We start from the raw sequence: 22,690 nt of genomic DNA, 5'->3' as shown, positions 1-22,690 counted from the left end.
GTGACCCGCGTGCGCCGCGCCTTGAAACTCACCGCGATTCTGTGCGGCGGCCTGCTGGCCGTGATTCTCATGCTCGTCCTGGCCACCTGGGCCGCCGTCAACACCGAGCGCGGACAGGCATGGCTGCAGGACCGGCTGGAAAAGGCGCTGGCCGAGGAAGGCGCCGAGGCCGAGGTGAGCGGCTTGTCGGGGCCACTGCCGCAACGCCTGGCACTCGACCGATTGGTACTGCGCGATCCCGACGGGGTGTGGCTTACCCTGGAATCGGCCGAGGTCGCATGGCGGCCCATGGCACTGTTCGCGGGTCGGATGGAGATTGCCCGCATTCATGCCGGGCAAATCCATCTGGCGCGCCTGCCCGAAGGTGCGGCGGAAGAAGAGCCCGCGCCCGCCGAGCCCTTCGCGCTGCCCCGTCTGCCCGTGCCGATCCGCCTGGACTCGCTGAGTGTCGAACGGCTGGAGCTTGGCGAGGCGGTGCTTGGCGAAGCGGCAACCTTCGCTATCGACGGGCAAGCCGCCGCACCGGCAGCCGGCGCGCTGACCTCGCGCCTGCGGGTGGAGCGCCTGGACGCGCCGGGCGGCATCCTCACGGCGCGCGCCGAGTACACGCCCGACGAACGAAACCTTGGTGTTGACGCGGAGTTGTCCGGCGCGGCCGGCGGGCTGCTGGCCGGTGCGCTGAATCTCGACGCGGATGAGAGCGTGTCGGCCTCGCTTTCCGGCAACGCTCCCATCGACGACTGGCGCGGCCGGGCGGAGGCCCGACTTGGCGCGGATGCCAGCATCACCGCCGATCTGGCTCTTGAGGCGGCCAAGCGCGCCACGATCGATGGACAAGCGGACGTGCAAGCCATTCTGCCGCCCGACATCGCACGACTGATCGGCGGCGCGGCCGAGTTCGGCCTGACCCTCAGCCGCAAGGGCAAGAGCGGGGCCAATATCGAACGCGCCCGCATCGCGACGCCGAACGCAACGATGCAGCTTACCGGAACGCTGGACGGCGACGCCGGGACGATCGATGCCCATGGCGACGTCGACATCCTGACGCCCGAGCCCTTCGCCACGCTGGCGGGGCTTTCCAACCTCATAGGCGCGAAAGCCGATTTCCAGGCGCGCGGCCCCCTCTCCGCACCGAAGCTCGAAGCGGCCATCACGGCCGACCGCCTTGCGCTGCCCGACGTGAGCGCCGATGCCGTCGAGATCGCCGCCAAACTCGACCCCGACGACACGATGACGCGTGGCCGTCTGACCGCCAAGGTGACAAGCGGGACAGTCGATCTGGCCGGTCCCGAATTCGCCGGGTTCAGCGGGGCACCGCTCACTGTCGATCTGGCGGGCGATCTGGATCTCGACGCGATGACGCTGTCGGCCATGACCGCAACGCTCGACGGCCCCGACCTGACGGCCCGCTTCCAGGGCAGCGTCGATCTGGCCACCGGCGTGGGCGACACGGCGTTCGAGCTGGAAATCGGCAAGCTGGCCAGCTTGAACCCCATGATCGGTCTCGTCGGGCAAGGCAAGCTGAACGGTCATCTTGCCTTCGGCGGCGAGGACAGTCTGCTTCAGGGTACCGTCGCGGGGGATCTTCGCGACGTCACCTGGGGCGCGGAGCCGATCCTGGACACGCTGGCCGGGGGCGCGGTCTCGCTGGCAACGGATATCAATCTCGCCGACGACGGGGCGCTGACGCTCCGGAACCTGTCCATGGAGTCCGGGAACGCCCGCATCGCCGGCGAACTGGGCTTCCCGGCCAGCTTCGACACGATCGATGGCGCCTTCGACGTGGCGCTGCCGGAGACGGACATCCTGTCAGAGCCGCTTGGCACCCGCCTGTCCGGCGCCGCGAGCGGAACGGTCAGGCTGTCCGGCCCCACCGCCGACCCCGGCGTGGAGGCAGGGCTTGAGATTGCCGACGCCGCCGTCGAGGGCACGCCGTTTGGCCTGCTGAAAGTCCAGGTGACGGCCCGGCAACTTGCCAGCAAACCCAACGGAAGCATCGACGCCGAGGCCAGCGCGACGATGGTGGGCGCGGTCAGGGCCAGCACCGACTTCGCCCTGACGGGCGCCGCATTCCAGCTTGCCAAACTCGACGCCACGGGCAGCGGCTTCAAGGTGTCCGGCGGACGGCTGTCGGCCCCGCTGGAGGGCGGTGTGTTGACGGGTGGCGCCGATGTCGAGGTGACGGACCTCGCCAAGCTTGGCCAGCGCTTCGACCTGCCGCTATCGGGAACGGGACGGGTCTCGGTCTCCCTTGGCGCCGGCAGCACTGGTCAGGGCGTTACGCTGGACGGTCGCCTCACGGACGTGACCTATGGTGGCGACGCCACCGCCGGTACGCTTGAACTGAAAGCCGAGGTGGATGACGCCTTCGCCAATCCCGGCGGGACGGCGCGCATCGCCCTTGCCAATGCGACTGCCGGGCCGGCGAAGCTGGACGCTGCTTCCCTCCGCGTCGATGGCGGTCCGGCGAAGGCCAACCTCCGGCTGGAAGCGTCGGGCGAGGCGTTCGGTCCGTTGCAGGTCTCCGCCGACGCCAGCGTGGCGCTTGAAGGCGCGGTGACGCAACTGACGTTGACGCGGCTGAATGCCGATACACAGGGTAAGGCGTTGAGCCTGGAGCGGCCGGCCGTGCTGCGCCTGGAGCCGGCTTCTCTCACGCTGAGCGATCTGGCGGTGCAGGCGGAGGGCGGCACGCTGCGCCTGGATCTGGAGCGCACGGCGGAACGCATCGACGCCACAGCGCAGTTGGAATCCCTGCCGCTGGCGTTGACGCGGCTGGTCCTGGCGGAGCCGAAGCTGTCCGGCAATCTCGACGGACGCATGGAGCTTTCAGGGCCGCTGGCACGCCCGGAAGGCTCGTTCCAGTTCAACGCCGCCGAAATCGGCCTGGAAGGGGCCGACCTGCCGCCGCTCGACGCCTGGCTGCAGGGCCGGATTTCCGGCGGCACCCTGACAGCCTCGGGGCAGGCGCGCGGACTTTCGGAAACGCCCGTGCAACTCTCGGTGCAGTTGCCGATGCGCTTGTCGCTTGCGCCCGTGGCCGCCGGATTGCCGCCCGACGGGCCAGTGCGGGCCGAGGTTTCCTGGCAGGGCGACGTGGCGCCGCTGATGCCCTTCGTCCCGGTTTCCGGCCACCGCCTGACCGGCCAGGGCGACGTCGCGCTTCGCATCGAGGGCAGCCTTGGCGACCCGCAGCCGCGCGGGCACATCGCATTGACCGGTGCCACATACGAGAACCTGACGACCGGCACGCTGCTGACCGATCTGAACGCACGCATCGAAGGCGATGGCGAGGCACTTCAGATTGCCCGCTTCGAGGCACGCGACGGCGGCAAGGGCAGCGTGATGGCCAGCGGCAGCGTCAACGTCTATGGCGGTGCGGGCCAGGCGGTCGATCTGACGCTGACGGCGAAGAACGCCACCCTTGTCCGGCGCGACGAGATCACGGCGCGCACGGACCTGGATCTGGCGGTGACCGGGCCGTTCGACGACCTGCTGCTGCAGGGTGTCGTCACCGTCGAGCGCGGCGAGGCCCGCATCCCCGACTCCCTGCCGCCAGAGGTCGCCAGCCTCGATGTTGTCGAGGTGGGCGGCGACAGCCTTGCCGGGGCCGAGCCGCCGAAGACGCCCGAAAGCGAGAGCGAGAGCGAAGCGGCAAAGCCCAGCCGTATAAAGCTGGATATCGCCGTCGATGTTCCCAGTCGCTTCTTCATGCGCGGAGGTGGCCTGGATTCCGAATGGTCGGGCAACCTTGCCGTCACCGGCACGGCGGACCAGCCCGTCATCAACGGACAGCTACGGGCCGTGCGCGGACAGGTCGACTTCCTGGGCAAGGCCTTCAAGCTGAACCGCGGCGAGGTCGACTTCGACGGCGGCAGCGAAATCGACCCATCCATCACGGCGGAAGCTTTTCACAGCGGCCGCGACATCGACGTCACCGTGGCCGTCTCCGGCCCGGCGCAACAGCCGGAACTGACGCTCAGTTCGACGCCGGAGCTGCCGCAGGACGAGGTGATCTCCCGCCTGTTGTTCGGAAAGAGCGCGACCGAACTCTCCGCCATGGAGGCCGGGCAGTTGGGCCTCGCCGTGGCGCAGCTTACGACCGGTGGCGGCGGTGCCGGGATCCTCGATCGGATCCGCGGCCTGGTCGGCGTCGATGTGCTCAGCGTCGGCAGCACCGAGGCCGGCGACCCCTCCGTCACTGCCGGCAAGTACATCGGCGGCGACGTCTTCGTCGGCGTCGAACAGGGCGCGTCCACCGAAAGCAGTTCCGCCAAGGTCGAGGTGGACCTGACCGACAACATCGCCGTGGAAAGCCGCGTCGGCGCCACCGGCAGCAGCGAGGTCGGCATCCAGTTCAAGTGGGATTATTAGCCCCGGCGAGCGTCATTTCCCACTCAGCGGGCGTCTCATCTAGAGAACATCACCCGCCCGGCGGGCCGCACCATCCGCTTTAAGCCGCCAGGGCCTGCTTCAGGTCCGCTTTCAGGTCCTCGACGTCTTCCAGGCCAACCGACAGGCGCACCAGTCCGTCGCCGATGCCGGCGGCGGCGCGGTCCTCGGGCGAGAAGCGCTGGTGCGTCGTGGTGGCCGGGTGGGTGACCAGGCTCTTCGCGTCGCCCAGGTTGTTCGAGATATCGACAAGGCGAAGCGCGTTCAGCATCCGAAAGGCGTGTTCCTTGCCGCCATCCAGCTCGAAGGCGACGACGCTGCCGCCTTGTGACATCTGCTTCCGTGCCAGTTCGACCTGCGGCGAGCCCTCGAAGCCAGGATAGCGCACGCCGCTCACGCCCGGTTGCCCGGCCAGGAATGTGGCCAGTTCACGCGCGTTGGCGCAATGCCGGTCGAGGCGCAGGGCCAGTGTCTCCAGACCTTTCAGCAGCACCCAGGCGTTGAACGGCGAAAGCGCCGGCCCGGTGTGGCGCATGAAGGGCTGCAAGGTATCGTTGATGAAACTCTCGCAGCCGAGGACAGCGCCCCCCAGGCACCGCCCCTGCCCGTCGATGTGCTTTGTGGCGGAATAAACGACGACGTCGGCGCCGAACGCCAGGGGCTTTTGCAGCAGCGGCGTGGCGAAGACATTATCCACGATGACGCTGGCCCCCGCCTTGTGCGCAAGAGTGCACACCGCCTCCAGGTCCACCAGTTCCAGCGTCGGATTGGCCGGCGTCTCCACGAAGACGCAGGCCGTGGGGCGCGACAGCGCCTGCTCCCACGCGGCGAGGTCGGGGCCGTCGACCAGCTCCGCCTCGATGCCGAAGCGGGGCAGGATCTGCGTGATGATGTGCCGGCAGGACCCGAACAGCACGCGGCTGGCCACGACGCGGTCGCCCGCCTTGAGCTGGCACATCATGGAGGCGAACACCGCCGCCATGCCGCTTGAGGTGGCAAAGCACGCCTCCGCCCCTTCAAGGCGGCGCAGGCGTTCCTCGAACATGGCGACCGTTGGATTGGCGTAGCGCGAATAGATGTAGCGCGAGACCTCGCCCTTGAAGGCGGCCTCCGCCTCCTCGGCACTGCCGTAGACGTAACCCGAGGTCATATAGATCGCTTCGGCGGTCTCGTGAAACTCACTGCGCATGTGACCGCCGCGGACGAGGTCGGTCTGTGTGCGCCAGTCGCCAAGCGTTCTGGATGTATCGTTCATGCCCGGGTTTCCGTCGGAATCAGTCCTGCAGCCAAGGCAGCCCACGGGCTTTCCACCCATCGAGCGTGCCGCGCTGGCCATTGTGGTCCTTGTCGCCCTCGAATCCGCCGGCGATGTTGTAGCAGCGCCGGAAGCCGTGCGCGGTCAACGCCGTCGCCGCATCCGCCGAGCGCTGGCCCGAACGGCACAACAGCAGCAGCGTGTCCTCCTGGGCTACCCCCGCCTCGGCGACATCGTCGCTGAAGGTTTCGTTCACGCTCATGTGCGGGAAGACCTTCCAGGAGATGAAAAGCGGCTGCTTCTCCAGATCCCGAAGATCGGGCACCCCGACGTATTTCCACTCCGCGTCCGTGCGCACGTCGACAAGCACGGCGCTTGGATCGTCCGTCAGGATTTCCCAGGCGGTATCCGGCGAGATGTCACCAGCGTATCGCTCTACCATCAGGGCCGCCTCTCGCATTGTCTCCTCACAAATCAAGCCGCCGCGCCCGCTCGCAAACGACCGCGGCGGCCTATTGCAACCTACTCCACTTGCCGGGCACGGCGCAAAGGCCGCGCGTCGCCGCTCAGGCGTCCGGGCTGGGCGTCACCCGGAGGTACGGCTTGAGCGTCTTCCATCCCTTCGGGAAAAGCTGCTTCGCATCCTCGTCACTGACGGCGGGCACGATGATCACGTCCTCGCCCTGCCGCCAGTTCACCGGCGTGGCCACCTTATGCCGGTCGGTGAGTTGCATGGAATCGATGACGCGAAGGATTTCGTCGAAATTGCGCCCTGCCGTCTGCGGGTAGGTGAGGGTCAGCCGCACCCGCTTCTGCGGGTCGATGATGAACACCGTGCGCACGGTGTAGACCTCGTCGTGCGCGGGATGGATCATCCCGTAGAGGTCGGCCACCTTGCGCTCGGAATCCGCGATAATCGGATAACCTACCTTCTGGTGCTGGGTCTCCTCGATGTCGCCGACCCACTTCCTGTGGGAATCGACCGGGTCCACCGAAAGCCCGATCACCTTCACGTTGCGCTTGTCGAACTCGGGCTTCAGGCGCGCGACCTCGCCCAGTTCGGTCGTGCAGACCGGCGTGAAGTCCTTCGGGTGTGAGAACAGAATGGCCCAGCTGTCGCCGATCCATTCGTGGAACGAGATCGGCCCCTCCGTCGTATCGGCCTGGAAATCGGGCGCAATGTCGCCAAGACGCAAGCTCATGGTTCCGCTCCTCTGCCTGATCCGCGCACCGGGCAATCGGTCCGGCCCGGGATTTTACATATTACCAAATGTAGTTTTCTATTTAGTACGATTACGAAACGTATAATTTGCGGCGAAAATCCTGTCAACGACTCCAAAGTGGATATTCAGAGGTGCATGGCCGCGGCCGTGCCGTAAGGCCCCAGCAACAGCGCGACATAGACAGCATAACCGGCCAGCAGCACGCCGCTTTCCATGCGGTTAACGCGATCGCCTGTCTTCATGAAGACCAGAAGTAGACAGGATACGCCCAGCATCACCCAGAGGTCGAGAGTCAGGAATCCACGGCTGATCGCAACCGGCTCGATCAGCGCCGTCAGGGCCAGCATCCCGAACACGTTGAAGACGTTCGATCCCAGGACGTTGCCAAGCGCGACATCGGCATGTCGGCGCAGTGCGGCGACCAGCGCGGCGGCCAGCTCGGGCAGCGAGGTCCCGACGGCGACCAGGGTAACGCCGATCACCGCCTCCGACACGCCGGCATCGCGCGCGATGCCGGTCGCGCCACCGACCAGCATTCGCGAGCCGAACACCAGTGCGGCGATCCCAATCGCCGAGGCGAGCAGGGCAAGCGGCAACCGATGCGGCAGCCGGCCCAGGTCCTCGATCTCGTGCTCGTACCCCTTGACCCCGCCGTTGTTGCGTTCGCCACGAAAGCAATACGCGATGAAGCCGATAAGCACGGCCAGCATCGCAACCGCCATCCAGCGCGATATTCCGCCCGCGAAGGCCAGCCCGACCAGCAGCACGCTCGCCGCAAGCATCGCGAAGCCATCGCGGCGAAGGATCGACGGGCGGCTGATCACCGGCTGCACCAGCGCCGCCAGGCCCAGGATAAGCATGATGTTGGCGATGTTGCTGCCAACGATGTTGCCGACCGTTATGTCGTATTGTCCGCGCAACGCCGCTTCGAGGCAGACGACGAACTCTGGCGCGGAGGTGCCGAAGCCGACGACGACAAGGCCCGTGAACAGCGGCGATGTGTCGAGCCGCTGCGCCAGCCCCACCGCGCCGCGCACAAGACTCTCACCACCGAGGAACAGCAGCACGAAACCGCCAATGGCAAGCGCGTAATCCATCCGTATTATGCCTCTAGCGCGACGCTTTGCTTCGCGGCCCGCGCCCCCAAATCCCGACTTGGCGCGGTTGCATGACATGCGCCGTTTCCTGCGGGGGCATATCGGCGGGGGTTTGTGTGATTGCAAGATCGAGGATACGCAAGCACTTGGAATAACGAACCGGGCGGCCCTTGCGGACCGCCCGGTGACTCTTGGCATCGATTGACGAAAAGCGGTCGTCAGGCTGCCTTCAGGATGCCGTCCCGGCTGAGCTGATCGGTGACGGCATCGACCGCCTGCTTGGCGATATCGACCACCTCGTCGACCTCCGCCCGGCTGATCACCAGCGGCGGGGCGAAGCCCAGGATATCGCCGTGCGGCATCGCACGGACGATCAGGCCACGCTCCAGACAGGCAGCGGCGACCTTGGGACCGACCTTCGCCGTGGCGTCAAAGCGGGTCTTCTCGTCCTTGTCGGCCACGAACTCCAGAGCGGCCAGCAGGCCAACGCCCCGAACCTCGCCGACAATGGGATGGTCGGCAAACGTCTCCTGCAGCCGGTCCTGAAGATAGCTGCCCGTGTCCCGCGCGTTGCCGGTCAGGTCTTCCGTATCGATGATATCCAGGTTCGCCAGCCCCGCCGCGGCGCAAAGCGTGTGCGCCGAATAGGTATAGCCGTGTGCGAACGGGCCGTACTCGTCCGAGCCCTGCTCCAGAACCTTCCAGACCTTGTCGCCCACGATCACGCCCGACAGCGGCAGATACGCACTCGTCAGCCCCTTGGCGACGGTCATCAGGTCCGGTTTCATCCCGTAGTAGTCGGACCCGAACTCGGTTCCGATCCGGCCGAAGCCCGTGACGACCTCGTCATCGATCAGCAGGACGTCGTACTTGTCGAGAACCGCCTGAATCTCCTGCCAGTAGCCCTCCGGCGGCGGAATGATCCCGCCCGTGCCCAGCACAGGCTCGCCAATGAACGCCGCCACGGTTTCAGGCCCTTCGGCCAGGATCATCGATTCGAGATCGCCGGCGCAGCGCTTGGAGAACTCGCGCTCGCTCTCGCCGGCCTGCGCGCCCCAATAGTAGTGCGGTGCCGTGGTGTGCTTGATCCGATCAATCGGCAGGTCGAACGCCTTGTGATATACCGGCAAACCCGTCATCGAGCCGGCCGCCATGCTGCCGCCGTGATATCCCCGGTGGCGGGAAATGATCTTCTTCTTCTCCGGCTTGCCGCGAACGTTGTTGTAGTACCAAACGATCTTCGCTTGAGTCTCGTTGGCGTCGGAACCGGAGCTGCCGTAATACACACGCCGCATGTTCGCCGGCGCCTTGCGAAGGATGCGATCGGACAGCCGGATGACCGGCTCGCTCGAGTGCGCGGCATAGGCGTGATAGTAGGCCAGTTTTTTCGCCTGCTCATAGATCGCGTCGGCAATTTCGGTACGGCCGTAGCCCGCATTCACGCAATAAAGTCCCGCAAAACCGTCGATGAAGGTCTTGCCCTTCTGGTCGGTTATGCGCACGCCCTTGCCCGTCTCGACGATCCGGGGATCCCCAAGCGCGCCGCTGGCATAATCCTTCAGGTGCGTGAACGGGTGGATCACACTCTGGCGATCCATCTCCTCCAGGGAGAGGTTGTGTGTCGCGTCGGTCATTTTCTTCACCCCGATCGTATAGTTATCGTTCCCGTTTTTCGTGCTCTCGACTTATCAGCGGTCCAGGCCGCCGAGGCAGACGTACTTGAGCTCGGTATAGTCGTCGATGCCGTACTTGGAGCCCTCGCGGCCCAGGCCGGACTGCTTGACGCCGCCGAAGGGGATCGGCGCGCCGGTGATCTTGGAGCAGTTCACGCCGACCATGCCGTATTCCAGGGCATCGGAAACCCGCCAGATGCGGCGATAGTTCTCCGTGTAGACGTAGGAGGCCAGGCCGAACTCCACCGAGTTCGCCTGCCGCAGCACCTCGTCCTCGTCGGAGAACTTCATCAGCGCCGCGACGGGCCCGAAGGTTTCCTCCTTCGCGATCGCCATGTCCGGCGTGACGTTGCCCAGCACGGTTGGCTGGAAGAACAGGCCGCCCAGCTCGTGCCGGCCGCCCCCGGCGAGGACGACCGCACCCTTGTCCACCGCGTCCTTGATGTGCGCCTCGCACTTCTCGACCGCGCCCTCGTTCATCAGCGGGCCCTGGTCCACATCGCCTTCCAGGCCGTTGCCGACCTTGAGTTGCTTGACCTGCGCGGCGAAGCGCTCGGCGAAGCTGTCGTAAAGTCTCTCGTGGATATAGAAGCGGTTGACCGCCAGGCAGTCCTGGCCGGTGGTCTGGAACTTGCCGTTCATCGCCCCGTCGACGGCGAGATCGAGGTCGGCGTCCTCGAACACCAGGAAGGGCGCGTGACCACCCAGCTCCATCGACACCTTCTTTACCGTCTCCGCGCTCTGCGCCAGCAGGATGCGGCCCACCTCGGTCGAGCCGGTGAAGGAGATCTTACGCACCGTGGTACTGTCGCACAGCACTTGCCCGATCCGCCGGGCCGAGCCGGTAAGGATGGAGAGAACTCCCTTCGGGACGCCGGCTCGCGTCGCCAGTTCGCCAAGCGCCAGGGCCGAGTAAGGCGTCTCCGTCGCCGGACGGACCACCATCGGGCAACCGGCGGCCAGCGCGGCACCCGCCTTGCGGGTGATCATCGCCGAGGGGAAGTTCCACGGCGTGATGGCGGCCGTGACCCCGACGGGCTCCCGCTGCGCGAACAGCTTCCGGCCCTCAAGGTGCGTGGGAATCGTATCGCCATAGGCGCGCTCCGCCTCGGCGGCGAACCACGTCAGGAAGCTGGCCGCGTAGGCGATCTCGCCGCGCGACTCCCAAACCGGTTTGCCCTGCTCCAGCGTCATGATGACGGCCAGGTCCTCCTGGTTCTCCATCATCAATTCGCCCCAGCGCTGCAGGATGGCGCCGCGATCCTTGGCGAGCATCGCCCGCCAGGCCGGATAGGCACTCGCGGCGGCCTCGATGGCGCGCTCGGTCTCGGCCTGGCCCATGTTCGGAACCCAGCCGAGTTCGCGGCCATCGGCGGGGTTGGTGACGGCGAGGCGGCCCTTGCCATCGGCATCGGCCCAGTCGCCAGCCAGATAGGCCTGCTCCCGCCACAGGCTGGAATCGCGCAGGCGGAAGGACTTGGCGTGCTGCAGAACCTGGCTCATCGTGGCCTCCACCAGTTTTCGAGAGCGTGTTGCTTTAAAACAGCGCGGGCGCGCGCTTGTAGGACAGCGCGGTTTTCCGCGCCCTTGGGTGTTTGTACGTTACGGTGAGAAGATTATCAAAGGCGCCGCAGAGGGTGTTTTCGAAGTTGCCGCCCGCAGCCGAGAATTTTTCGGTGCCGTGCCGGCCGCGCAGAAAAAATCTCCGGGGCCGGAGATCCAGGCAAAAGGCAGCCGCCTATTCGCCCAGCGGCTTGCCAGCCTGCTCCATCAGGTGCGCCAGGGGGGCGCCGCGCGGGCGTTTCACCGGCTTGGTCACGATGTAGGTGAAATAGCGGCCGATGCCGACCTCGGCGCCAAGAAGCCGGTCGATCAGCGCCTGATAGGCCTCGATGTCGGTGGTGACCACCTTCATGACGTAGTCCGCGCCGCCACCGATGGCCTGACACTCGACGATTTCGGGCACGTCCTGCACCGCCGCTTCGAAACGCTCGAAGTCCTCGGCGCCGTGGCTGTTCAGCGTGACCTCGACGAAGACGGTCGTCGCCCGCACGACCTTCGCGACATCGACATCGGCGTAAAATCCGCGGATGAAGCCGGCCTCCTGCAAGCGCTTCATGCGCTCCCAGCACGGACTGGGGGACAGGCCGATCTTTTCGGCCAGCTTCAGCTTCGTAATGCGGCCGTCGCGCTGCAGCGTCGCCAGGATGCGAATGTCGTAGGCGTCGAGTTTCATGCCGGTGTCTTGATGTGTCGCCGTCGCCGAAGGATTCGGAGCATGGCGAAAAAACGGCGGGCCGGGAAGCCCCGACCCGCCATCGGCCGCATTGCGCGCGGCCATTCCAATAGGCGGCGGCGTCAGCTGCCCATCTTGTCCTCGCAGGACTTGATTTCCTGCGTCAGGGCATTGAGCACCTTCTCGCCGCTGTCGCCCGTCATCTCGACGAACTTCTTCTCCACCTGCTTGGCGCGCTCGGCGAAGACGGCGCGCTGCTCCTCGTTCAGGTGGATCATCTCGATGTCGGAGGTCTGCTTGATCTTCTCCAGGCGCTCCTTGTTGTACTGGTCCTGGGTCTTGAAGATCACGTCGACCATCTCGTCGACGGTCGAGTCGACAAGCTGCCGGTGCTCGTCCGACAGGCCGTCATAGAAGCCGTAGTTGGCCACGACCGTGGTCGTGAACTGCTGCTGGCCGGCCCAGATCATGTAGTCCTGGACCTCGTAGAACTTCATCTCCTCGATCGCGAAGATCGGGTTCACCTGACCATCGATCTGGCCAAGCTGCAGGCCCGAGTAGACCTCGGAGTACGGCATCGGCGTCGGGTTCGCGCCGAAGGCCTCGTATGCCCGCACGAGCAGCGGCGAGGTCATGACGCGGATCTTGAAGTTGCTGAAGTCCTCGGGGCTCGTGATCTTTTTGTTGGTGGTCCAGACCATCTGCCCTTCGGGGTACATGGTCAGGAGCTTCAGGCCCTGGTTCTCGAACTTCTCGTCGAGATTCTCGTAGATGACCTCGCTGCCGCCCAGGACCTGCTTATTGCACTCGTTGTTCTGGGACAGCAGGTAGGGAATCGACAGGACCTGGATCTCGGGGATGAGCTTGCCGAGATGCCCCGGCGAGGCGTTGGCGAACTGGATCGCCCCGTTCGCCGCCAGTTCGGTAAGCTGCGTCGAAGTGCCGAGCGTGCCGTAGGGGTAAATATTGACGGTGACCTCGCCGCCGGACTTCTCCTCGATGCGCTTCTTGAACGCCTCGGCGTAGGCGTCCTGCACGCTGCCGTCGATCTCCTCAAGCGCGAACTTCCACGACTCGGCCGCAGCCGGCTGCGCCAGCGTGCCGATCGCGAGCGTGAGCGAGGCAACCGCGCTCACACCCCAGCGGGTATAACGTTTCATGGTCGAGAGCCTCCCTTCCCTCATGTTCATTATCCGTAACACTCGTGTCGTTGACCGCCCACGCCGGCTGGAACGGGCGATTTCCGACGGTCACCATAAAGCCTATGGGCGCGATCAAAGCGTTTCAAGTCACATGTCGTACGATCGTAACCGGCAAAAGTACCGAATCGAAAGCACTTGACGCGCGAAAACCGGTGAGATTCTGCAGTTTTCTCGGTATGTTAGCCTTACTGTGAAACTCTTCGTTGACAGCGTATCCTGCCCACCCGATCATTTGTCATTAATTGATAAGCGTCGGCGCGGCCAAAGGGAGGGGCAGCGCACGGACGCCCATGCGGATCGCGGACAAGGGACCAGCCGTCCCGTTCGAACCGACCGCGGGCCGCCGAAAAAACGGGGGATACGGGACCGCCGCATGACAAAAACCGCCAGCGATGCGAAGCGACCGGGGCGGGACACACCGCCCATCCGCGTGCTGAATATCATCGACAAGGCCTTCGAGACCTTCGAGACCTATGTTTTGGCTTACGGCATTCTCATCATGGCGGTGAACACCATCGCCAATGTGTTCGGCCGGAACCTGTTCAATCAGAGCCTGTACTTCACCGAGGAAGTGAATCAGTTCCTCATCGTGCTGGTCACCTGGGTGGGGCTCGGGTACGCCTCGCGCAAGGGGCGGCACATCAGGATGTCGGCGATCTACGATCAACTCTCCGACCCCCTGAAAAAGGCGCTGATGATCATCATGAGCCTGGGCACCGGCGCGGTGATGTTCGTACTCGCCTACTATTCCTACCAGTACCTCGATGGCCTCATGGGCCGCGGCACCGTTACACCGGCGCTGGGGGTGCCGCTGTGGGTCACCTACATCTGGGTCCCCGTGGGCTTCGTCATCACGGGCATACAGTACGCGCTGACCGTGGTGCGCAATGTTCGGGCGCACGAGGTGTACATCTCCTACACCGAAGTGGACGCCTACGACGAAAGCGACCCCACGGTCGGTAGCGGCCTCTAGCGCGGGCGGGAAAGGTTAGGACACGTCATGGGTGGCGAAGGCATGACCACGACCCTGGTGGCAGTAATGATCGTCCTGCTGCTGCTGGGCTTCCCGATGATGATCCCGCTGATCGCGGCGGCGATGGTCGGTTTCTTCTTCTATTTCAGCGGCATCAACCCCGAGATCATGATCCAGCAGATGGTGGGCGGGGTGAAGCCGGTGGCGCTTATCGCGGTGCCGATGTTCATCTTCGCCGCCGATATCGTCACCAAGGGCCACGCGGCCGACCGGCTGCTCGATCTCGTATTGCGCTTCGTCGGGCACCTGCGCGGCGGGCTCGCCATAACCACGGCGGCAAGCTGCACCCTGTTCGGCGCGGTCTCCGGCTCGACTCAGGCGACGGTGGTGGCGATCGGCGGGCCGCTGCGCCCGAAGATGCTGAAGGCCGGCTACACGGACGCCTTCACCATCGCGCTGACGATCAACGCCAGCGACATTGCCCTGCTTATCCCGCCGTCCATCGGCATGATCATCTACGGCGTCGTCGCCGGCGCCTCCATCGGCGAGCTGTTCATTGCGGGTATCGGACCGGGGCTGTTCATCCTGCTCATGTTCTCGGTCTACTGCTGGATCGCCGCGCGCTTTCAGGGCGTTCCGGTGGAAGAAAAGGCGACCTGGGCGCTGCGCTGGCAAGCCATTAAGCGCGCACTGCTGCCGCTGGGCTTCCCGGTCATCATCGTCGGCGGCATCTATACCGGCATCTTTTCGCCGACCGAGGCGGCGGCAATCTCGGTCCTCTACGCCTTCCTGCTGGAGGTGGTGATCTTCCGCTCGGTCAAGCTGTCCGAGATTCCTGACATTGCGATGTCGACCGGCCTTATCACGGCCGTGGTGTTCATCCTGGTCGCCGCGGGAACGGCGTTCTCCTGGACCATCTCGTTCGCCATGATTCCGCAGCAGATCCTGGGCGGCATCGGCATGGACCAGATGGCCCAGTGGGAGATTCTGGCGATTATCGCCGTCTCGTTCTTCGTCGGCTGCATGTTCGTGGACCCCATCGTGGTGATCCTGATCCTGGTGCCGCTGTTCAAGCCTTACGTCCAGGCGGCGGGCATCGATCCGATCCTGGTGGGCGTCATCGTGACGCTGCAGGCGGCCATCGGCTCGGCGACGCCGCCGTTCGGCTGCGACATCTTCACGGCAATCGCAGTGTTCCGGCGGCCTTATCTGGACGTCATCAAGGGAACGCCACCGTTCATCGTCATGCTGGCGGCCGTTTCGGTGCTGCTCATCGTTTGGCCGGAACTGGCGCTGTTCCTGCGCGACGTGGCCTTCGGCTACTGACCGCCCCGCACAGCCGGAACGAACCGGACGGGAGGGTAGATGTTCAAGAAGATTCTGGTCGCCGTCGACGGCTCGCAGCACGCGCTGCGGGCCGTCGAGATCGCCTCGGACCTCGCGGAGAAGTATGGAGCCGAGCTCACACTGCTTGCCGTCTATAAGTCCATCCGCATGCAGGAATCCACCCACTCGCTGGTGCGCACCCGCAAGTCGGTGGAACCGCAGATCACCGACGGCGAGTTGAAACAGGCCGCACAGGAGGTGGCGGACGAGGCGGCAGCGATCGCGCGCGATCACGACATCCCCAAGGTCGACGTCGTGGTGAAGCACGGCCAGCCGGCGCGCACGATCGCGAAGGTGGCGGAGGACCAGGGCGCCGACGCCATCGTCCTGGGCAGCCGCGGGCTTGGCGACGTCAGCGGACTGCTGCTCGGCAGCGTCTCCCACAAGGTGGCGAGCCTGGCGAAATGCAGCGTGATCACCGTGAAGTGAATACAGGGCGTTCACACGCCTTGCCTTAAATCGCTCCTTTCAGTACGACCGCTGGAGTGCAGCGCGCCAACGGCAACAAGACGCGCGGAACTCTAGGATTGGGGAGCAAAAGGGCATGGCGTTCGAGCGCGCCGAATACCTGGAGCGTATCCAGAAGACAAAGGAACGCATGGAACAGCGCGGGATAGAGCTGCTGCTGATCGTCGATCCCGCGAACATGAACTATCTGACCGGCTATGACGGCTGGTCGTTCTACGTGCCGCAGACGGTGGTGCTGGCTATCGACGAGCCGGAGCCGCTGTGGATCGGCCGGAAGATGGACGTACGCGCGGCGCATGCGACCACCTTCCTCAAGCACGAGAACGTCATCGGCTATCCCGACGACTATGTCCAGGCGGTCACCAAGCACCCCTTCGACTACGTCGGCGACATCATCGTCGAGCGTGGCTGGGACACCCGCGTCATCGGCGTGGAGATGGACAGCTATTATTTCACCGCCACCTGCTTCTTCTCGCTGCAGTACAAGCTGCCCGACGCCCGTTTCCAGGACGCGGGCGCGCTGGTGAACTGGGTCCGCTCGGTGAAGTCGGAGAATGAGATCCGCTACATGCGCCAGGCCGCGCGGATACTCGAGAACGTGATGCAGACCGCGTTCGATTCGGTTGAGCCCGGCGTGCGCCAGTGCGACGCGGCGGCGCGCATCTACTATTCCCAGATCTCCGGCACGCCGGAGTATGGCGGCGACTACCCGGCCATCGTCCCTATGATGCCGACCGGCGAGGGAACCTCGACGCCGCACCTCACCTGGACGGATCAGCCGTTCGTGAAGGGCGAGGCGACGATCCTTGAACTGGCGGGCTGCCGGCGGCGCTACCACTGCCCCCAGGCGCGCACGGTGTTCCTGGGCAAGCCGCCGCAGAAGCTGGCCGACGCCGCCAATTGGGTGGTCGAGGGCCTGCACGCCGCGCTGGACGTCGTCAAACCCGGCATCGTCTGCGAGGATGTCGAGGCCGCATGGCGCGAGTGCGTCGCCAAGTACGGCCTGACCAAGGATTCGCGCATCGGCTATTCCACCGGCCTCAACTATCCCCCGGACTGGGGCGAGCACACCATGAGCCTGCGCCCGGGCGATCACACCGAGCTTGAACCCAACATGTGCTTCCACATGATCCTGGGCATCTGGATGGACGACTGGGGCCTGGAAATCTCCGAAACCTTCCGCGTCACCGAGAGCGGCGCGGAATGCTTCGCCAACGTGCCGCCAGAGCTGGTGGTCAAGGATTAGACGGTTCGTTTCGTCTGGCCTTTCCGGAATGACTCAAAAGCCGCGCGATTGGACGGTCCGCGCCATTAACCGCCGTTCAATCGCGCCTTGGCTGCAATGTGCAGTGAAGGTGCGGCATAGACGAGCGCGCCCCCTGTTCCCGCACACAAGCAACCGCAAAACACAACTTATACGTTAAAGATAGACTATATGTTCCCTCTATGGCAGCATGCGCGCCCATAGCTTGAGAGGGAGGTCAACAAGCATGCCGATTTACCGCACACGCAAGGGGACCAGCTCATACGGCCATGAGCTGGGCATCCTGCAGATCGACTGCGATCAGCCGCTCGTCCCCGGCGACGTGGGCAACGCCACGACCTGGCCGTTCACCGTCCTGTTCCAGCCGATGAAGGGCTGCACCATCGACCGGCTGATCCACAAGAACGACGCCTCGCTGATCGCCGAGGTGCGCGAGGCGGCGAAGAAGCTGGAGAGTTACGGCGTGCGCGCCATCACCTCCAACTGCGGCTTCATGATCCAGTTCCAGGACCAGCTCGCCGCCGAGGCCAGCGTTCCCGTCTTCCTGTCTCCGCTGCTGCAACTTCCCTACATCCTGCGCTCGCTTGGCGGCAAGCGGCCCGTCGGCGTCATGACGGCCTCGACGAGCGGGCTGTCGCGGGACATCCTGGCGCTGGCCCATGTCGGCCCGGACGACCCGACCCCGGTCTATGGCGTCGACCAGTACCCGGAGTTCAACGACACCTTCATGCATGACAGCGGCGTCGTCGATACCGACGCGGTGGAGCGCGCCTGCGTGGACTTGGCCAAAAGGATGGTCTCGGACCACCCCGACATGGGCGCGATCCTGCTGGAATGCGCCGTCCTGCCGCCCTACGCCAACGCGATGCAGAAGGCGACCGGGCTGCCGGTTTACGACTTCGTTACCATGGCCGAGCAGTTCATCGCCGGCTATCACCGCCCTCGCTACGACGGCCACTACTAGGTCCGCAAAGACCGGCCGGGTCGGGCAGATCCGGCCGGTTCGCTCCTTGCCTCTCCCGCCCGCTCAATCCCGGCTCCCCTCATGCCTGGGCAAGTCGCCGGCAAGCTCGCCCCAGAACACGCTCCCAGAGCACGCGCCCCTCTTTTGCCCTGACGCTTCCAATCGCATTGATGCCTCTCCTGCGACGGACGTCGGTTCTTTCTCGCGGCATGTCGGCGGCTTGCAAGGCGAAGCGTGGACGCCAAGCTATTCTACGCACTTTAGTGGCCGTAAATTGCGCCTACTGGTAGCAAAGGAACCGCAACGGGCATGGCGACCTATCGCACACGCAAGGGGGCGCATTCCTACGGGCACGAGCTTGGCGTGCTGCTCATCGACTGCGATCAGCCGTTCGTGCCGGGGGATGTCGGCAATGCGTGCACCTGGCCGTTCCCTGTTCTTTACGCGCCGATGGCCGGCTGCACCATCGACCGGCTCATTCATAAGAACGACCCGGCGCTGATCGACGAGGTGCTGCAAGCCGCCCGGCAGCTTGAGGCGCAGGGCGTGCGCGGCATCACCTCCAACTGCGGCTTCATGATCCAGTTCCAGGAGCAGCTTGCGCGCGAGGTCAGCGTGCCGGTCTTCCTGTCCTCGCTGCTGCAGCTTCCCACGATCCTGACGTCCTTTGCCCGCAAGCGGCCCGTGGGCGTGATGACCGCGTCGAAGGGCGGGCTGACCCCCGAGATCCTGGCGCTGGCGCACGTCGATGCCGACGATCCCGTCGCCGTCTACGGCATGGACGAATACCCGGCGTTCAACGAGCCGTTCATGCGCGACAGCGGCGTTGTGGATACCGACGCGGTGGAGCGCGCCTGCGTCGGCATGGCCCGGCGCATGCTTGCCGAGCATCCGGACATGGGCGCAATCCTGCTGGAATGCGCCGATCTGCCGCCCTACGCCTATGCCGTTCAGCAGGCTACCGGCCTGCCGGTGTTCGACTTCACCACGATGGTGGAGCAGTTCGTGGCGGCACGCCGCCGACGCCGATTCGAGGGACATTTCTAGCCACAAGAGTGAGGGGGCCATGGTGCGACGCAAGGCCGAGGGTCTGCGCCCGTTTCGCAAGTTGCTGGTTGCCAACCGCAGCGAGATCGCCATCCGCGTGTTCCGCGCGGCAACGGAGATGGGCATCCGCACCGTGGCGATCCATTCGCACGAAGACCGCTTTGCCCTGCATCGCTTCAAGGCGGACGAAAGCTATATGGTGGGCCAGGGCCACGAGCCGGTCAGCGCCTACCTCGACATCCACGAGATCCTGCGCATCGCCCACAACGCCGGTGTCGACGCGATCCATCCGGGCTATGGCTTCCTGTCCGAAAACCCGCACTTCGCTCGGGCGTGCGCCAACGCCGGCATCGTCTTCATCGGCCCGCCGCCCACGGTAATGGAGCAGTTCGGCTCCAAGATGGAGGCGCGCAAGCTGGCGGAGAGCGCGGGCATTCCGGTGATGCCGGCCTCGGCCGCCCTGCCCTACGACGACGGTGAGTGCCGGCGCATCGCCGAGGAGATCGGCTTCCCGGTGATGCTGAAGGCAAGCTGGGGCGGCGGCGGCCGCGGCATGCGCGTGGTGGAGAACGCCGACAGGCTGGCCGACGAGGTCGCGGCCGCCCGTCGCGAGGCCAAGGCCGCCTTCGGCAACGACGAGGTCTTCCTGGAGAAGCTGGTCCGCCGCGCCCGCCACCTGGAAGTGCAGGTCCTGGGCGACGGCCACGGCAACGTCGTCCACCTGTTCGAGCGCGACTGCTCCCTCCAGCGCCGCCACCAGAAGGTGGTCGAACGCGCCCCCGCCCCCGACCTGGACCCGCGGGTGCGCGACGACCTGTGCCGTTCCGCCGTGCGCCTGGCCAAGGCGGCGGACTACGTCAATGCCGGAACCGTGGAGTTCCTCTACGACGTCGACGACGGTCGCTTCTACTTCATCGAGGTGAACCCGCGCATCCAGGTCGAGCACACCGTCACCGAAGAGGTGACCGGCGTGGACCTCGTGAAGGCGCAGATCCGGGTCGCCCAGGGCGCGCGTATCGGCGAGCCCGACAGCGGCTTGCCGGCGCAGGCGGACATCAAACTGGAGGGCCACGCCCTACAGTGCCGCCTGACGACCGAGGACCCACAGAACAAGTTCATCCCCGACTACGGCCAGATCGCGGCCTATCGCGGCGCCACGGGCTTCGGCATCCGGTTGGATGGCGGCACCGCCTTTTCCGGCGCGGTCATCACGCCGTTCTACGACTCGCTGCTGGAGAAGGTGACGGCCTGGGCGCCGACGCCGGAAGAAGCGGCCTCGCGCATGAACCGCGCCCTGCGCGAGTTCCGCATCCGGGGCGTGGCGACCAACCTGCGCTTTCTGGAATCGCTGATCGACCATCCGAAGTTCCGCGGCGGCGAGATCACCACCCGCTTCATCGACGAAACGCCCGAGTTGTTCGACTTCCCGCCGCGCCGGGACCGGGCGACCCGGCTATTGTCGTTCCTGGGCGACGTTGCCGTGAACGGCAATCCGGAGGTGAAGGGCCGCACCTGGCCGGGCGACTGCCCGCCCGCGCGCCTGCCCGACCTGCCGGACCACGACCCCGTTCCGGGCAGCAAGCAGCGCCTGAACGAGCTGGGCGCCGAGGGTTTCGCCAAGTGGATGCTGGAGCAAAAGCGCCTGCTGCTGACCGACACGACGATGCGCGACGCGCACCAGTCGCTGCTGGCGACGCGCTTCCGCACCCACGACCTGCTGGCCGTCGCCCCGCACTACGCACGGATGCTGCCCGAGATGTTCTCGCTGGAATGCTGGGGCGGCGCCACCTTCGACGTCGCCATGCGCTTCCTGAAGGAAGACCCGTGGGAGCGGCTGGAGCGGCTGCGCGCGCAGGTGCCGAACATCCTGCTGCAAATGCTGCTGCGCGGCGCGAACGGGGTGGGCTACAAGAACTACCCCGACAATGTGGTGCGCTTCTTCGTCAAGACGGCGGCGGAGGCCGGGATCGACGTGTTCCGCGTCTTCGACTCGCTGAACTGGGTGGAGAACATGCGCGTCTCCATGGATGCCGTCCGCGAGTCCGGCAAGCTGTGCGAGGCGGCGATCTGCTACACCGGCGACCTCAGCGATCCGGCCGAGGAAAAGTACGACCTCAAGTACTACGTCTCGCTGGCGAAAGAGCTTGAGGCCGCGGGCGCCCACATCCTGGGCATCAAGGACATGGCCGGCCTGTGCAAGCCGGAGGCCGCGCGGCGGCTGGTCAGCACGCTGAAGCAGGAAGTCGGCCTCCCGATCCACTTCCACACCCACGACACCAGCGGCATCGCCTCGGCCAGCTTGCTGGCGGCGGCGGAGGCCGGCGTGGATGCCGCCGACGCCGCGATGGACGCGATGAGCGGCCTGACCTCGCAACCCAACCTGGGCTCCATCGCCGAGGCCCTGCGCGGCAGCGAGCGCGACACCGGCCTGGACCGGCCGGCCCTGCGGCAGATCTCCAACTACTGGCGCGGCGTGCGCAAGTACTACCGGCCGTTCGAGCCCGAGATGCGCGCCGGCGCGGCCGAGGTGTACGAGCACGGCATGCCCGGCGGGCAGTACACCAACCTTGGCGAGCAGGCCCGCTCCATGGGCCTGGAAAGCCACTGGCCCGAGGTGGCCCGCACCTATGCCGAGGTGAACGAGCTGTTCGGCAACATCGTCAAGGTGACGCCGTCCTCCAAGGTGGTCGGCGACATGGCGCTGTTCATGGTCTCCAACGAACTCACCAAGGAGCAGGTGCTGGACCCGAACCGGGACATCGCCTTCCCCGCCTCCGTCGTGGAGTTCTTCCGGGGCGAGCTGGGCCAGCCCTACGGCGGCTTCCCCGAGGCGCTGCAGAAGAAGGTCCTGAAGGACGAAGCGCCGATGACCCAGCGCCCCGGCGCGGTGCTGGAGCCGATCGACCTGGAGCGGGAGCGCGCCGAGCTTGAGAAGAAGGTCCGCCGCAAGGCCGACGACCGGGCGCTGGCCAGCTACCTGATGTATCCGGCCGTCTACCTGGATTATGCCAAGCATCGCCGGCAGTACGCGGACGTCGGCGTGATCCCGACGCCGGCGTTCTTCTACAGCCCGAATCCAGGCGAGGAGATCAACATCGAGATCGAACCCGGCAAGCGCCTCATCGTCACCTATCAGGCGCTAAGCGAGCCGGACGACGAGGGTCGCCGCACCATCTTCTTCGAGCTGAACGGCCAGCCGCGCACCGTCACCGTGCAGGATCATGCCCTGGCCGTGAAGGGCAAGGCGCACCGCAAGGCCGACGAGGTCGATCCCGGCCAGATCGGCGCGCCGATGCCGGGCATGATCGTCGGCGTCGCCGTGCAGCCCGGCGATACCGTAAAGCCGGGCGACCGCCTGTTCACCATCGAGGCGATGAAGATGGAAACCGCCGTCTACGCCCAGACCGCCGGCAAGGTGCAAGATATCGTCCTCCACCCCGGCACGCGGGTGGAGCAGCACGACCTCGTCATCGAGATGGAGGCGGCGGAGGAAGCTGTCGCCTGAACCAC

At 65.6% G+C, this 22,690-nt stretch carries 16 protein-coding genes; 8 read left to right on the top strand and 8 right to left on the bottom strand.

What is annotated here, in order from left to right; translation table 11 throughout:
* Entirely contained in the window at positions 1 to 4,374 is a 4,374-nt protein-coding gene (locus tag DRB17_RS11520) for a translocation/assembly module TamB domain-containing protein (RefSeq protein WP_114582353.1), read from the top strand.
* Between the two features lie 79 nt (positions 4,375 to 4,453).
* Here DRB17_RS11520 and DRB17_RS11515 read toward each other — a convergent pair whose 3' ends face one another.
* The 8 genes from DRB17_RS11515 to DRB17_RS11480 form a co-directional block, all read right to left on the bottom strand.
* Positions 4,454 to 5,647 (bottom strand): O-succinylhomoserine sulfhydrylase, encoded by a 1,194-nt coding sequence (locus DRB17_RS11515; protein WP_114582352.1) that lies wholly within the window; start codon positions 5,645 to 5,647, stop codon positions 4,454 to 4,456.
* Positions 5,648 to 5,666: 19 nt separating this feature from the next.
* On the bottom strand, positions 5,667 to 6,089 hold the full coding sequence (locus DRB17_RS11510) for a rhodanese-like domain-containing protein (RefSeq protein ID WP_114582380.1): 423 nt from the start codon (positions 6,087 to 6,089) through the stop codon (positions 5,667 to 5,669).
* Positions 6,090 to 6,213: 124 nt separating this feature from the next.
* Positions 6,214 to 6,849, bottom strand: coding sequence for a peroxiredoxin (locus DRB17_RS11505; RefSeq protein WP_114582351.1), 636 nt, complete (start codon positions 6,847 to 6,849; stop codon positions 6,214 to 6,216).
* Between the two features lie 146 nt (positions 6,850 to 6,995).
* On the bottom strand, positions 6,996 to 7,967 hold the full coding sequence (locus DRB17_RS11500; RefSeq protein WP_114582350.1) for a calcium/sodium antiporter: 972 nt from the start codon (positions 7,965 to 7,967) through the stop codon (positions 6,996 to 6,998).
* Positions 7,968 to 8,185: 218 nt separating this feature from the next.
* Positions 8,186 to 9,601: an aspartate aminotransferase family protein gene (locus DRB17_RS11495; RefSeq protein ID WP_114582349.1), complete on the bottom strand. Its 1,416-nt coding sequence runs from the start codon at positions 9,599 to 9,601 to the stop codon at positions 8,186 to 8,188.
* A gap of 54 nt (positions 9,602 to 9,655) precedes the next feature.
* Positions 9,656 to 11,143, bottom strand: a complete 1,488-nt coding sequence (locus DRB17_RS11490) for an NAD-dependent succinate-semialdehyde dehydrogenase (RefSeq protein WP_114582379.1) — start codon at positions 11,141 to 11,143, stop codon at positions 9,656 to 9,658.
* Positions 11,144 to 11,378: 235 nt separating this feature from the next.
* On the bottom strand, positions 11,379 to 11,876 hold the full coding sequence (locus tag DRB17_RS11485; RefSeq protein ID WP_114582378.1) for an Lrp/AsnC family transcriptional regulator: 498 nt from the start codon (positions 11,874 to 11,876) through the stop codon (positions 11,379 to 11,381).
* Between the two features lie 122 nt (positions 11,877 to 11,998).
* Positions 11,999 to 13,036, bottom strand: a complete 1,038-nt coding sequence (locus DRB17_RS11480) for a TRAP transporter substrate-binding protein (protein ID WP_206607863.1) — start codon at positions 13,034 to 13,036, stop codon at positions 11,999 to 12,001.
* Positions 13,037 to 13,451: 415 nt separating this feature from the next.
* Here DRB17_RS11480 and DRB17_RS11475 point away from each other — a divergent pair, with 415 nt between their 5' ends.
* The 7 genes from DRB17_RS11475 (at position 13,452) to DRB17_RS11445 (ending at position 22,685) form a co-directional block, all read left to right on the top strand.
* Positions 13,452 to 14,051 carry a TRAP transporter small permease gene (locus tag DRB17_RS11475; protein WP_114582348.1) on the top strand — a complete coding sequence of 200 codons (600 nt, stop codon included), beginning with the start codon at positions 13,452 to 13,454 and terminating at the stop codon, positions 14,049 to 14,051.
* 42 nt (positions 14,052 to 14,093) lie between these two features.
* Positions 14,094 to 15,377: a TRAP transporter large permease gene (locus DRB17_RS11470; RefSeq protein WP_114582376.1), complete on the top strand. Its 1,284-nt coding sequence runs from the start codon at positions 14,094 to 14,096 to the stop codon at positions 15,375 to 15,377.
* A 39-nt stretch (positions 15,378 to 15,416) separates the two neighbouring features.
* The gene (locus DRB17_RS11465) at positions 15,417 to 15,866 is read left to right on the top strand and encodes a universal stress protein (protein WP_114582347.1); all 450 of its coding nucleotides are present in this window, start codon (positions 15,417 to 15,419) and stop codon (positions 15,864 to 15,866) included.
* Positions 15,867 to 15,981: 115 nt separating this feature from the next.
* Complete coding sequence (locus DRB17_RS11460; protein ID WP_114582346.1) at positions 15,982 to 17,151, top strand: M24 family metallopeptidase; 1,170 nt, start codon at positions 15,982 to 15,984, stop codon at positions 17,149 to 17,151.
* Positions 17,152 to 17,395: 244 nt separating this feature from the next.
* Complete coding sequence (locus DRB17_RS11455) at positions 17,396 to 18,133, top strand: aspartate/glutamate racemase family protein (RefSeq protein WP_161958793.1); 738 nt, start codon at positions 17,396 to 17,398, stop codon at positions 18,131 to 18,133.
* Positions 18,134 to 18,442: 309 nt separating this feature from the next.
* Complete coding sequence (locus DRB17_RS11450) at positions 18,443 to 19,180, top strand: aspartate/glutamate racemase family protein (protein ID WP_114582344.1); 738 nt, start codon at positions 18,443 to 18,445, stop codon at positions 19,178 to 19,180.
* Positions 19,181 to 19,199: 19 nt separating this feature from the next.
* Entirely contained in the window at positions 19,200 to 22,685 is a 3,486-nt protein-coding gene (locus tag DRB17_RS11445; protein ID WP_114582343.1) for a pyruvate carboxylase, read from the top strand.
* Positions 22,686 to 22,690 lie beyond the last annotated feature (5 nt).

Origin of the sequence: Ferruginivarius sediminum, from assembly GCF_003344765.1 — a bacterium.
GTDB lineage: Bacteria > Pseudomonadota > Alphaproteobacteria > Kiloniellales > Rhodovibrionaceae > Ferruginivarius > Ferruginivarius sediminum.
The sequence above is the reverse complement of the archived record's forward strand: the minus strand, read 5'-3'. Positions and strand labels throughout refer to the sequence as shown.